Below are 12,768 nucleotides of genomic sequence, written 5' to 3' on the forward strand. Positions count from 1 at the left end.
GTTCGCGACATAGCTTTTGAATACGTCTTGCGATTGGCTCCCTCTGTCCCCGTCATCTTGACAAACGTCATCGCAACGGGGGAACCGAGCGGCTTCGCAGAGGAGCACTGGCGAGCGGTTTGCCACCTTGCCCGCGATCGGAAATGCCATCTTTACTCGGCCACGCTTGATTGCGAGCCTGACGAGCAAGTTCGCCGGATGGCTTTGCCATCACGACGGGCGCACAAGAAGCTATTAAGTCCTACAATAATGCCTGAGCTACGGCGAACGCGATCCCTCTTCGACGACGGCGCAGACTATAGAAACACATTTGATAATAGCGGCAACGATCCGCACGCGACAGCGGTGGAGATTGCATCGTGGGTCCGCGCTACTTTGCCCTTGTGAACAGCATCTTCTCTTTGCCGCTATATAATCCGAAAGGACGAAAATTCAGGATAGGGCAAGCACCTACTCCGCTTGGGATTGGATGATGAATGCAAAACAGATCAGGCTGAAGACAGTTAGCGGTCCATTTTTCCGGTCTGTTTTAGCTGATCGTGTAGGTGATGTGCTGGCACCCCCAGGACCGGAAAGTGCGGGCCGTTATCATCGTCCGGGACAAGCCACGCTCTATATGAGCCCAAAACTGGAATGGGCGATGATCGCGGTGTCAGGCTACATACGTGAAGATGGCCGTCTCCGTGTCACAGTGCCACTGATGGTCAGCGAAGCTCATGTGTTCGATCAGCACGACGAGGAAGCCTGTCGGATACTCGGCATCGACCGCAACCTTTCAAACGCACGATGGCGGCCAGCCCTCGAGGCCGGGCTGGAAGCACCGTCGTGGCGCAATGCGGACGCGGTGCGGGCGGCTGGCGCGGATGGCATCATTGACCGCTCACGGATGATCCCGGGTGGGTGGCACGTCAACTTGTTCCGCTGGAACGAATTTGGCGGCCCGTCAGTCGAGGTTGTCGGTGATCCCATCGCGATCCAACTTTCGGTTGATGGCCCAAAATGGGGCTTGTAGCTGGTCGGTATGAAACGTGCGCTCGCCCTGGCAATTCTCAGCCCGCACGAGGAAGATCAAAGTATTCGCGTCGGCAAGTGCGCGGCGACGCAAAGCACGGCCGACGTAGCTAAACTAACGCCGCAGCCATTTCAGCGCGCCGCTACCGGCCGCTGCCCCTGTCGCAAAAGACGCCTGCAACAGATACCCACCGGTCGGCGCATCCCAGTCCAGCATTTCGCCGGCGGCGAACACACCCGGCAGCCGGCGGATCATGTAATCCTCATCGAGTTCGTTGAATGCAATTCCACCCGCGGACGAGATCGCACGCGCGATCGGCGCTACTCTGGTCAGCACCACGGGAACGGCTCGGATCATCGCCGCGAGCGCAGGTGGCGGCATCGATGCTACGCTATCGTCGGCAGCTCTCGCTGCTTCCTGCAACAGGCCGATCGCAACGGACGAAAGACCGGCAGCCTTGCGCAGCCAGTTCGACACGGATTGTTTCCCGCGCGGTGCGCTCAAGCGAGCGGTGAGTTCCGCTGCTGCGATATCAGGCCGAAGATCGATATTCAGCACGGCGCTTCCCGACGCGCTGATGTGCTCGCGCAGCATCGCCGAAAGGGCGTAGATCGCGCCGCCCTCGATGCCGCCGCGAGTGACGAGAACTTCACCGCGCACGTTGTGCGAGCCGAACGACAGCGCGACATTCTTCAGCGGCTGGCCTTCGAAACGATCGCGAAAAACCTCGCTCCACGCCACACTGAACCCGCAATTGGCTGGCTGTAGCGGCGAGACAGCAACCCCCTTGCCCGCCAGCCGTTCAACCCACGCACCATCGGAGCCGAGCCGCGGCCAGCTCGCGCCACCGAGCGCCATGATTGTCGCGTCGGCCATAACCATGCGCTCGCCTTCGGGCGTCTGAAATTCAAGGCGGCCATCGCGATCCCAACCGCTCCAGTGATGCCGCAGCGCCAGCGCCACGCCAAGCGTATCGAGCCGCTTGAGCCACGTGCGCAGGAGCGGCGAGGCCTTGAGCGTTTTCGGAAACACCCGCCCGCTCGATCCGACGAATGTCGGCTGTCCAAGATCGTCAGCCCACTTTCGCAAGGCCTCCGGCGTGAACGTATGAACGGCGGATTGCAAATACGACTCTGCCGCGCCGTAGCGCGTGACAAATTGCGGCAGCGGCTCGCTGTGTGTCAGATTGAGCCCGCCGCGGCCCGCCATCAGGAGCTTGCGGCCCGCGGACGGCATCGCGTCGAACACAGTCACGCGCACGCCGCCTTTCGCGAGAATCTCCGCAGCCATCAGTCCGGCGGGACCGGCGCCGATGATCGCGGCTTGGACATGGAGAACGTCAGGCATGCGATGGGTATGCCTGACTCAATCGCGTACCGCCATAACCCATAACGTCACGACGCAGCGTGGCCGTCAGGAAAAGTGCAAGACGGCAAGCCAGTCAGCGACAAGCGCCGACCGCTTCCCGCCCTCGATCTCCACGCTGACGGCGGTGCGCGACAGCAGTTCGCCGGGTTTGCGAAGCGACGCCTCGGTCAGCATGAAGCGGCCCCGGACACGCGAGCCGGACCTGACCGGCGAAATGAACCGGAGGCGGTCAAAGCCGTAATTAACACCCATGGTGACGCCCTCGACCCGCGGCATCACCTCGTATGACATGACGCTGAGCAGCGACAAGGTCAGGAATCCATGCGCGATAGTGGCACCGAACTCAGTTTCGCGACCGGCCCGCTCCGGATCGACATGGATGAACTGATGGTCGTCGACCACGTCGGCATAGGCATCGATCCGCTTCTGGTCGATCAGGTGCCACGAGGAAACGCCGATCTCCTGTCCGACCATTTGTCGATAGGCATCGAGCGAAACCGGCGTGGTCTTCCAGACGTCATTCACAATTCAGATCTCCGCAGCTTTCGATTTCAGCGCCTGAAGCTCCGGAAAGTCCTCTTCACAAAATTCCACGCCGCGCAACGCATCGCCGCGATCGTTGTCGTGCTCGAGGCGGCGAAGCTGAACACGGCGGATCTTCCCCGAAATCGTCTTCGGCAATTCGGTGACGAGCTCGAGCTTGCGGATACGCTTGAACGGCGCCATTCGCTCAAACATGTGTCTGAAGATCGACAGCGCGGTTTCGCGCGATTGCTCCGCGCCGCCGACGAGCAGAACATATGCCTTCGGGATCGCCAGCCTGATCGGATCGGGACTCGGCACCACGGCAGCTTCCGCCACGGCATCGTGTTCGAGCAGGACGCTCTCCAGTTCGAACGGGCTGATGCGATAGTCGGACGACTTGAACACATCATCCGACCGGCCGACGAAGGTGAGATAGCCATCGTCATCGACGAACACCACGTCGCCAGTATGATAGAGATCGCCATCGGCGCCGCTCAGTTGGCCTCCCTCGCCCTGATAGCCCTGCATCAGCCCGGCGGGCCGATCTCCGCCGAGCGTCAACGTCACCTCGCCCTCGGTGGCCGGGTTGCCATCCGCGTCGATCACCTTCACTTTGTAACCCGGCATCGGCCGGCCCATCGAGCCGACCTTGACCTTCTGCGCCGGAGGATTGCCCGCAAGCGCCGTCGTCTCGGTCTGGCCGTAGCCGTCGCGGATCGTCAAGCCCCATGCAGACTTGACCTGATCGATCACTTCCGGATTGAGCGGTTCGCCAGCGCCGCAGACTTCGCGCAGCGCGACCTTGAAGTCCGACAGCTTTTCCTGAATGAACAATCGCCACACCGTCGGCGGCGCGCACAACGTCGTCACGCCGCAGCGCCCGATGGTCGCCAACAGGCTTTTGGCCTCGAAGCGCGGCTGATTGCAGATGAAGATGGTCGCGCCTGCATTCCACGGCGCGAAGAAGCAACTCCAGGCATGCTTGGCCCATCCCGGCGAGGAAATGTTCAGGTGAACGTCGCCGGGCTTCAGCCCGATCCAGTACATGGTGGACAGATGGCCCACCGGATAGCTGCGCTGGCTGTGGAGCACCAGCTTCGGCTTCGCCGTGGTGCCGGATGTGAAATACAACAGCATCGGATCGTCGGCATTGGTCGGCGCGTCCGGCTTGTAGCTTTCGGGGAAATCGTTCGTCGTCTCATAGGGCAACCAGCCCGAGTACGACGCCGACGCGCCAACGACGAGGCGGGTTAAGCCCTCGCCGCCGAGGCTTGTAAATTTCGTGACCTGATCCTGCGTCGCGATGACCGCTTTTGCGCGGCCGCGGTCGAGACGGTCGCGCAGTTCATCGGGCGTAAGCAATGTCGTCGCCGGAATGATCACGATGCCGAGCTTGATGCAGGCCAGCATGGTCTCCCATAGAGGCACGACGTTGCCGAGCAGCAACAGCAGGTGATCGCCGCGCTTCAGCCCCTGCGCGCGAAAGAAATTCGCGACTTGGTTCGAACGCCGCGACATCGCCTCGAACGTCACTTTGGTCTCAGTCCCACCGGCGGCATCGACGATCCACAGCGCCGCCCGGTCCTTGCTTACCGGTTCGGTCGCGAGCCCAGCGTCGAACCAGTCAAGCGCCCAGTTGAAAGGCACCGGCTCCGGCCATCTGAAACCGTTGATGGCGGCATCGTAGTCGGTGCGATGCCGCAGCAGGAATTCCCGCGCCTCGGCAAACGTCGTCATCGGGCGCCCCTGTTGTCCGCAAGGGCGCGAATGTGGCGAATGATGCCGGAGAAATCGACGCCGCCATTTCCGGCTGCATCGAACGTCTTGTAGATTTCCTGCGCGTACTGACCGAGCGGCGTGACTGCACCAACGGAGTTCGCCGCTTCCTGCGCAAGCGTCAGGTCCTTGAGCATCAGCGCCGACGCGAAGCCGGGCCTGTAATCGTTATTGGCCGGCGACGACGGAACCGGACCCGGCACTGGACAATAGCTCGTCAGCGACCAGCACTGGCCCGACGAGGTCGAAGCGACGTCGAACAATGCCTGATGCGACAGGCCGAGCTTTTCCGCCAGCGCAAAGGCCTCGCCGACCGCGATCATCGAGATGCCCAGGATCATGTTGTTGCAGATCTTGGCCGCCTGCCCCGCGCCGTCATCGCCGCAATGAACGATCTTCTTGCCCATGGCTTCAAGAATCGGCTTCGCCGCCACGAATGCCTTCTCCGCGCCACCGGCCATGAAAGTCAGCGTTGCGCCCCTTGCGCCGCCGACACCGCCCGAAACCGGCGCATCGATCGAAAGCAGCGACGCTTTCCCTGCCAACGCGTGGGCCTGCCGCGCGCTTTCGACGTCGATGGTCGAGCAATCGATCATCAGGGCGCTCTTTGCGACGGAAGGAACGATATCGGTCCAGACCGACACCACGTGCCTGCCAGCCGGCAGCATGGTGATAACGACGTTCGCGTCCTTCACCGCCGCCCTGGCGCTGTCGGCGATCCTTGCGCCATTCGCCTTCGCCGCATCCGTCAGCGCCGGGACCAGATCGAAGCCGATGACATCGTGGCCGGCCTTGACCAGATTGGCGGCCATGGGCCCGCCCATGTTGCCGAGACCGATGAACGCAATGGTCGCCATGCTCATCCTCCGATCAAGGTTTCTTCTCTAGTCGAATACGAGTTCATCCGCGCCGATGTTGGCAAAATATGGCGCAATCATTTCCGGCGTAATTTCCTCGATCCGCGGCGGCGACCATTTTGGCTCGCGGTCCTTGTCGATGACGGCAGCTCGAATTCCTTCGCGAAAGTCGGCGCTCGCAAACACCGCGAGCGCGGCACGATATTCACGCGCGAGACATTCCTCCAGCGTGGCCGACGCGCGCGCCAGCCGCAACAGCTTGAGCGTCACCACCAGGCCGCGCGGAGATTTCTCGTTCAGCGTCTTGAGCGTCGAACGTGCCAGTTCCGATCCGTCACGATGCAGGGCCGCGATGATATCGTCCATTCGACCATGGGCGAACCACGCATCGATCCGTGGCCGGATCGCTGCAACGGGGCTTGTCACTTCGCCCGTTGCAAAACCAGCGATTGCGGCTCTCACGCGGGCCGAATCCGCACCAGCGCCGAGATCGACCAGCGCCTCGCGAAGCAAGGCAAGTTTTCGAGACGACACTACGGTGTCGGCAAAACCGGCATAGATGGCATCCGGCCCGGTCATGGGCTGGCCGGTCAGCCCGAAATACGTTCCGGTTTCGCCCGGCGCGTGCGACAACAACCAGGTGCCGCCGACATCCGGAAAGAAGCCGAGACCGACTTCCGGCATGGAAAGCCGCGTTCTCTCGGTGACGACACGGTGCGCGCCGTGCGCCGACAATCCGACTCCGCCGCCCATCACCAGGCCGTCCATGAAAGCGACATAGGGCTTGGCGAGTTTCGCAATCCGCGCGTTGAGGAGATACTCCTCGCACCATAGCACTTTTCCGAGGTTCCTCCCCTCGTTCGCACTTTCCCAGAGCGCGCGAATATCGCCGCCCGCGCACAGGCCGCGCTCGCCCGCTCCCTCCAGCAGAATCAAACCGACGGCGGGGTCGTTCTCAAACTCGTCCAGCGCCCTGTCGATCCCGCGGAACATCTCCAGCGTGACGGCATTGATCGCCTTCGGCCGGTTGAGACGAATGACACCCGCACCTCCCTCGCGCCGCGTGATCAGATCCGGCTCGTCGCCCGTGTAACCCTTCATCTAGAAACCTTACCCTCGATCAGCTTGCGCGACACGATCAGACGCATGATCTCGTTGGTGCCCTCGAGAATCTGATGCACGCGCAAATCGCGCACGATCTTCTCGATTCCGTATTCGCTGAGATAGCCGTAGCCGCCGTGCAATTGCAGCGCCTGATTGGCAACCTCGAATCCGACATCCGTCGCAAAGCGTTTTGCCATCGCGCACAGCATCGCAGCGTCAGAATCCTGCCGGTCCAGCGCGGAGGCCGCACGCCACAGAAACGTCCGCGCCACTTCCAATTCAGTGGCCATGTCGGCGACCTTGAATCGCAATGCCTGGAATTCGTCGAGCCGCTTGCCGAACGCCGTACGCTCTTTCATGTAAGCAAGCGCCTTGTCGAACGCCGATTGCGCGCCGCCGAGTGAACAGGCGGCGATGTTCAGCCGCCCCCCGTCGAGTCCGGCCATCGCGATCTTGAAGCCGATGCCCTCATCACCAAGTCGATTGGCGACCGGCACCCGCGCGTTCTCGAAGATCACCGCACGGGTCGGCTGCGCGTTCCATCCCATCTTGCGTTCGTTGACGCCGAACGAAAGGCCTGGCGTGTCGCGTTCGACCACCAGCGTCGAAATGCCCCCCGGCCCGTCGTCGCCGGTACGAACCATAGTGACATAGATGTCACTTTCGCCGGCGCCGGAAATGAACTGCTTCTGCCCGTTGAGCACGTAGTGATCGCCGTTACGCAAAGCGCGTGTCCGTAACGCCGCCGCGTCCGAACCAGCAACGGGCTCGGTGAGGCAGTAGCTCGCTATCAGGTCCATGACGCAAAGTTTCGGCAGCCATTTGCGCCGCTGCTCATCCGAGCCATAGGCATCGATCATCCACGCGGCCATGTTATGGATCGAAATGAACGACGATACCGTTGGGCATCCGTACGCCAGCGCCTCGAAGATCAGCGCGGCATCGAAACGGCTCAGCGCCGAGCCGCCGACATCGTCCCTGATATAGATGCCGCCGATGCCGAGCGCCGCTGCTTCGCGCATCACATCGATCGGAAAGTGCTTCTCCTCGTCCCACTTCAGGGCGAATGGCGCTATCTTGTCGGCCGCGAAAGCGAGCGCCACGTCGCGAACGGCGACCTGATCCTCGGTGAGCGCGAACTGCATGCTTGGCTGCCGATCACTTGCTGTGGAACGCGAACTGCGCTCCTTCCTTGACGCCGGAGGGCCAGCGCGAGGTCACGGTCTTGGTCTTGGTATAAAAGCGCACCGAGTCGGAGCCGTACTGATTGAGATCGCCGAATCCTGAACGTTTCCAGCCGCCAAAACTGTAATAGGCGACCGGAACCGGGATCGGCACGTTGATGCCGACCATGCCGATCTGGACGCGGGAGGCGAACTCGCGCGCTGCATCGCCATCGCGTGTGAAGATCGCGACGCCATTGCCATATTCATGCTCCGAGGGCAACGCCACCGCCTCGTCGAAATTCTTCGCCCGCACCACCGACAGCACCGGGCCAAAAATTTCTTCCTTGTAGATCCGCATGTCCCTGGTGACATTGTCGAACAGGCAGCCGCCCATGTAGAAGCCGTTCTCGTAGCCTTGCAGCTTGAAGCCGCGGCCGTCGACTGCGAGCGTCGCGCCTTCCTTGATGCCGATCTCGACGTAGTCCTTGACGCGCTCGAGCGCCGCCCGGGTGACGAGCGGCCCGAAGTCGGCAGACGCATCTGTGGAGGGACCGATCTTCAGGTTCTCCACGCGCGGAATAAGCTTTTCCATCAAGCGGTCCGCGGTAGCCTTGCCGACGGGTACCGCGACCGATACCGCCATGCAACGCTCGCCGGCCGCACCGTAGCCCGCGCCAACCAGCGCATCCACCGACTGATCCATGTCGGCGTCCGGCATGATGATCATGTGGTTCTTGGCGCCCCCGAAACACTGGCTGCGTTTGCCGGCCGCTGCCGCACGTGAGTAGATATAATGGGCGATCGACGATGAGCCGACAAAGCCGACCGCCGAGATATCCGGGTCGTCAAGGATGGCATCGACCGCCTCCTTGTCGCCGTTGACGACATTGAGAATGCCCGGCGGCAGGCCGGCTTCCAGCATCAGTTCGGCCAGCCGCATCGGCACGCCGGGGTCGCGCTCCGAAGGCTTCAGGATGAAAGCGTTGCCGCAGGCGATCGCCGGCGCGAACTTCCACATCGGGATCATCGCCGGGAAATTGAACGGGGTGATGCCGGCGACGACGCCGAGGGGTTGACGCATCGAATAGCTGTCGATGCCGGGACCGGCGCCCTCGGTGTAGCCACCTTTCATCAGTTCGGGAATGCCGATGGCGTATTCGACGACCTCGACGCCACGGAAAATGTCGCCCTTGGCATCGGGAATGGTCTTGCCGTGTTCGCGCGCGAGCAGTTCGGCCATCGCATCGTTGTCACGCGCCACCAGTTCGAGAAACTTCATCAGCACGCGGACACGGCGTTGCGGATTGGTCGCGGCCCAGGCCGGCTGCGCCGCCTTGGCATTTTCCACCGCCTCGCGCACTTCCGCTTTCGACGCCAGCGCGACGGTGGCCTGCACGTCGCCGGTCATCGGCTGGTAAACGTCGGCGAACCGCTTGGACTTGCCGCTGACAGTCTTGCCGCCGATAAAGTGTCCGATGGTGCGCATGTTTCCTCCCGGCGGGTCTGCAAGGTCGTCCGTGCATCCTGACCTGTATTTTCAGGTCTTGAAAGAGCTTCCACGCGCAACCCAAAAAGGCGCACGCTGGAACTGACGGCCTCTCCTTCTGCTACGCCTCCGACGAAAAGCTCTTTACCACTTAGCCAGTTACCTGGCCGGCTCAAGAATCGAGACATAGTTGGCGACTGCCGTGCCGCCCATGTTGAAGATGCCGGCGAGTTTCGCGTCGCTTATCTGCATGCCCCCCGGCGCTTCGCCGGCGAGCTGCATCGCGCTCATCACGTGCATGGAGACGCCGGTAGCACCGATTGGATGGCCTTTAGCTTTGAGGCCGCCGGACGGATTGACCGGCAGCTTGCCGTTCTTGCCTGTCCAGCCCTCCTTGATGGCGCGTGCGCCCTGCCCCCTCGGCGTCAGGCCCATGGCTTCGTATTCGATTAGTTCGGCGATGGTGAAGCAATCATGGGTCTCGACGAAGGAGAGATCGGACAGCGTCACGCCAGCCGTTGCGAGCGCCCGCTGCCAGGCCACCGCGCAGCCCTCGAAATCAAGGATGTTGCGTTTCGACATCGGCAGGAAATCCTGCGCGTGAGCAGTCGCGCGGATGGTCACCGCCTTGCGCGCGGTTTTCGCCGCCTCCGCATCCATCAGTACCAGCGCGGCGGCGCCGTCCGACACCGGCGAACAGTCGGTGCGCTTCAGCGGCCCGGCGACGAACGGATTCTTCTCGCTCTCGGAACGGCAGAAGTCGTAGCCGAAATCCTTGCGTATCTGCGCGTATGGATTGGCGACGCCATTCCTGTGATTCTTCGCCGCGATCATCGCCAGCGCATCGGACTGGTCGCCGTATTTCTGGAAATAGGCTTGCGCGATCTTGCCGAACACGCCGGCGAAGCCGCCAGGAGTATCGCCATCCTCAGGCAGGTAGGAGGCGCGCAGCAGATTGCGTCCGATCTCGGGACCGGGCGCGCGCGTCATCTGCTCGACGCCGACAACCAGCACGATCCTCGCCGCGCCCGACGCGATGGCGCGGATACCTTGATGCACAGCCGCCGATCCGGTGGCGCAGGCGTTCTCCACCCGTGTCGCCGGCTTGAAGCGAAGTTCCGGATCGGACTGCAAGACAAGCGACGCGGTAAAATCCTGCGGCGAGAAGCCGGCATTGAAATGCCCGAGCACGATCTCGTCGACATCGCGCGCGGCAATGCCCGCATCGGTCAGAGCTTCGATCGCTACCCTCACCACGAGGCTTTCAACGGTTTCGCAGTCGAGTTTGCCAAACGGCGTATGCGCCCATCCGACAATGCTGGCGGTCATGGTCGTGCTCCCATGCGGCCTGTTACCTGCGGCCCGATTACACGCCCACATATAGTCTCTCGGCAACACCGAGGTCAGGGGGATCGCGGAATTTCCATCCCACCACAAGCGGATCACACCGGCGAAAAACGGCGCGGCGTTCTCGGAAAAACCACGCCCATTAGCCCGCCGCGATCGGCGCTTTACGAGGATACCTAACCGGACTGGGTCAAGATCAACGCGACGGCTTGGAACGTTTTTTTGCGGTGCCGGTCTTTACAGCCGCCGATCCGGCCTTCGCTTTTCTTGTAACGGAACCGACCGCCTTGTGGCCATTGAGCTTGCGGCCGCGTGCGGGCCCGGCCCGCTTTTCGGCCCTCGCCCTGACACGCTTCTTTTCCTCCCGCGCTGCGGCCCGCAATTTCTTGCGTTTTTTCTCGCACGCCTCGCACTTGCACCCGATCGGCTTCAGGTACTCCTTGAAGTAGTCGGTGCCGTAGTCGTAGTTGATCTCCTCGCCGGGCGCGATGTCCTTGATGGCGCGGATATCGACACGCCGCTTTTTCTTGCGAACGTCGGATTCCGCATTCGGTTTGCAGGAATGGTTGATGTAGCGCGCGATGTTCTTGCGCACCGAACCGTCGATGGTCCAGCGGCTGGTGATCTGGAACAGGTATTTGTTCTCGACCGCGTCGTCCTTTTTCTTGTTGCAATCGAGCAGCGGACCGAAATACCGGATGATCTTCGTGCCCTTCTTGATGGGCTTGGTGGCGAAGAGGCCGAGCCCGGTGCGGGAGCGGCCGATTCGATAAGGCTTGTTCGGAGAAATCTCGGGCATGGTCGGCTGAACTAATGCTCTGGCTTAACTGGAGGAATCACAAGCATCTTGTTTGCCATGATTCCGCAGGCATTGTCAGGGGTTTCGCCTTTCCTGATCGGACCTTCCCACGGTTTTACAAGAGGATGCGTGGATTGACAGGTGCGTCCAGCGCTGTTTCCGGCTCGATATCTATCGCGCCGCAACACGACTATGCCGCAACGATAAAGCCGTTGAAGAGCTAGCGCTGCGGTGAGAAGCCGCACTCTCGTTGTCGGTGCTGTCCCGATTGCGCAAGCCATCACACTATGGCGGGTTTATCTTCGCTTTGGTTTCTGCGATAAAGAATTCGCGTCAGACGCGCGGAGTGGCCATTGAACTTTCGGAAAAGGACGAAGCATTGCTGAGGGCGGAATTCTCACGGATAAATCAAGCGAAAGCAGTTTTCGACGACATCTATATCCAGGACGATCCGAGGTCGTATTTCTCGGTCCTCGGCGATCTCGACTATATGATCACGGATGTAGCCGAGCCCGTCATTCGTCAGATTCTATCCGCCAGAGCTTCTGCGACCAATGCCGAGCCCGTCGTCCTCGACGTCGGCTGTTCATACGGCATCAATGCCGCCGTGCATCGATTCCCGCTGACATTCGGAGGTTTGCGTCACCGCTACGCCCGGCGCGAAATAAAGGCGATCAGTTCCGAAGAGTTGATGCGGCTCGATCACAATTTCTATGCGGGCTGGCCCGATCACGGGCTCGCCCGCTTCATCGGCCTCGACGTTTCGGCGCCGGCCGTCCGCTACGCGACGCGCGTCGGGCTGCTCGATCAGGGCGTCGTCGCCGACCTTGAAAATGAAGCGCTTTCAGCGGAAAGCGCGCGTATTATCCGCCCCGTCGATGTCATCATGTCGACGGGCTGCATCGGTTACGTAACGGACAAAACATTCAGCAGGCTTCTCGACGCGACGGAGAAGAAGCCGTGGATCATTTCCTTCGTGCTGCGAATGTTTCCTTACGACGCGCTTGCGAAAACGTTCGCGCAGCGCGGCCTGGTCACGGAACGACTGAGCGGGGTGACCTTTATCCAGCGCCGTTTCCGCGACGCCGAAGAGTTTGAGAACAGCCTGGCAACACTTGCGGCCGCGCAAATCGACCCTACCGGCCTCGAGTCCGAGGGATTGCTTCATGCCGATCTGATCCTTTCGCGGCCGGCGGCTGATGTTCAGGCCGCGCCGCTCGAAGAAATCGTAACGGTTGCCAGCGGACGAGGCCGTCCGATCGCGCCGCGCTATGTTCACGTCGAAAGCAACGATGGTCCGAGGGTGACGCTGGAGCCGTGAATCGTCT

11 protein-coding genes are annotated in these 12,768 nt (G+C 61.6%); 2 read left to right on the forward strand and 9 right to left on the reverse strand.

Features of this window, described 5'->3' with window-relative positions:
* Positions 1-469 precede the first annotated feature (469 nt).
* Positions 470-1,012 (forward strand): RES family NAD+ phosphorylase, encoded by a 543-nt coding sequence (locus ACS3WB_RS07430; RefSeq protein ID WP_438274929.1) that lies wholly within the window; start codon positions 470-472, stop codon positions 1,010-1,012.
* A gap of 114 nt (positions 1,013-1,126) precedes the next feature.
* Here ACS3WB_RS07430 and ACS3WB_RS07435 read toward each other — a convergent pair whose 3' ends face one another.
* From ACS3WB_RS07435 to ACS3WB_RS07475, 9 genes are all read right to left on the reverse strand, one after another.
* A complete protein-coding gene (locus ACS3WB_RS07435; protein ID WP_438274930.1) occupies positions 1,127-2,359 on the reverse strand; it encodes an NAD(P)/FAD-dependent oxidoreductase in 1,233 nt (410 codons plus the stop codon).
* Between the two features lie 66 nt (positions 2,360-2,425).
* Complete coding sequence (locus tag ACS3WB_RS07440; protein WP_438274931.1) at positions 2,426-2,905, reverse strand: MaoC family dehydratase; 480 nt, start codon at positions 2,903-2,905, stop codon at positions 2,426-2,428.
* Between the two features lie 3 nt (positions 2,906-2,908).
* Complete coding sequence (locus tag ACS3WB_RS07445) at positions 2,909-4,642, reverse strand: AMP-binding protein (protein ID WP_438274932.1); 1,734 nt, start codon at positions 4,640-4,642, stop codon at positions 2,909-2,911.
* Complete coding sequence (mmsB, locus tag ACS3WB_RS07450) at positions 4,639-5,538, reverse strand: 3-hydroxyisobutyrate dehydrogenase (protein ID WP_438274933.1); 900 nt, start codon at positions 5,536-5,538, stop codon at positions 4,639-4,641. The genes ACS3WB_RS07445 and mmsB overlap by 4 nt, the downstream gene beginning before the upstream one ends.
* 27 nt (positions 5,539-5,565) lie before the next feature.
* A complete protein-coding gene (locus tag ACS3WB_RS07455) occupies positions 5,566-6,639 on the reverse strand; it encodes an enoyl-CoA hydratase/isomerase family protein (protein ID WP_438274934.1) in 1,074 nt (357 codons plus the stop codon).
* On the reverse strand, positions 6,636-7,787 hold the full coding sequence (locus ACS3WB_RS07460) for an isobutyryl-CoA dehydrogenase (RefSeq protein WP_438274935.1): 1,152 nt from the start codon (positions 7,785-7,787) through the stop codon (positions 6,636-6,638). Before ACS3WB_RS07460 ends, ACS3WB_RS07455 begins: the two co-directional genes overlap by 4 nt.
* A 13-nt stretch (positions 7,788-7,800) precedes the next feature.
* On the reverse strand, positions 7,801-9,294 hold the full coding sequence (locus ACS3WB_RS07465; RefSeq protein WP_438274936.1) for a CoA-acylating methylmalonate-semialdehyde dehydrogenase: 1,494 nt from the start codon (positions 9,292-9,294) through the stop codon (positions 7,801-7,803).
* 159 nt (positions 9,295-9,453) lie between these two features.
* Positions 9,454-10,623 (reverse strand): acetyl-CoA acetyltransferase, encoded by a 1,170-nt coding sequence (locus tag ACS3WB_RS07470; protein WP_438274937.1) that lies wholly within the window; start codon positions 10,621-10,623, stop codon positions 9,454-9,456.
* A gap of 214 nt (positions 10,624-10,837) precedes the next feature.
* Positions 10,838-11,440 (reverse strand): SET domain-containing protein, encoded by a 603-nt coding sequence (locus ACS3WB_RS07475; RefSeq protein ID WP_438274938.1) that lies wholly within the window; start codon positions 11,438-11,440, stop codon positions 10,838-10,840.
* Positions 11,441-11,792: 352 nt separating this feature from the next.
* Here ACS3WB_RS07475 and ACS3WB_RS07480 point away from each other — a divergent pair, with 352 nt between their 5' ends.
* The gene (locus tag ACS3WB_RS07480; RefSeq protein ID WP_438275074.1) at positions 11,793-12,761 is read left to right on the forward strand and encodes a class I SAM-dependent methyltransferase; all 969 of its coding nucleotides are present in this window, start codon (positions 11,793-11,795) and stop codon (positions 12,759-12,761) included.
* Positions 12,762-12,768: the final 7 nt, after the last annotated feature.

The organism is Nitrobacter sp. (assembly GCF_051535215.1).
In the GTDB taxonomy this organism is placed as follows: Bacteria; Pseudomonadota; Alphaproteobacteria; order Rhizobiales; family Xanthobacteraceae; genus Nitrobacter.

What these genes read in the sequence shown, in the direction of transcription:
- ACS3WB_RS07465 (WP_438274936.1), bottom strand. Translation starts at nt 9,294, where the DNA reads ATGCGCACCATCGGACACTTTATCGGCGGCAAGACTGTCAGCGGCAAG.
- ACS3WB_RS07475 (WP_438274938.1), bottom strand. Translation starts at nt 11,440, where the DNA reads ATGCCCGAGATTTCTCCGAACAAGCCTTATCGAATCGGCCGCTCCCGC.
- ACS3WB_RS07470 (WP_438274937.1), bottom strand. Translation starts at nt 10,623, where the DNA reads ATGACCGCCAGCATTGTCGGATGGGCGCATACGCCGTTTGGCAAACTC.
- ACS3WB_RS07430 (WP_438274929.1), top strand. Translation starts at nt 470, where the DNA reads ATGATGAATGCAAAACAGATCAGGCTGAAGACAGTTAGCGGTCCATTT.
- ACS3WB_RS07460 (WP_438274935.1), bottom strand. Translation starts at nt 7,787, where the DNA reads ATGCAGTTCGCGCTCACCGAGGATCAGGTCGCCGTTCGCGACGTGGCG.
- ACS3WB_RS07435 (WP_438274930.1), bottom strand. Translation starts at nt 2,359, where the DNA reads ATGCCTGACGTTCTCCATGTCCAAGCCGCGATCATCGGCGCCGGTCCC.
- ACS3WB_RS07455 (WP_438274934.1), bottom strand. Translation starts at nt 6,639, where the DNA reads ATGAAGGGTTACACGGGCGACGAGCCGGATCTGATCACGCGGCGCGAG.
- ACS3WB_RS07445 (WP_438274932.1), bottom strand. Translation starts at nt 4,642, where the DNA reads ATGACGACGTTTGCCGAGGCGCGGGAATTCCTGCTGCGGCATCGCACC.
- mmsB (WP_438274933.1), bottom strand. Translation starts at nt 5,538, where the DNA reads ATGGCGACCATTGCGTTCATCGGTCTCGGCAACATGGGCGGGCCCATG.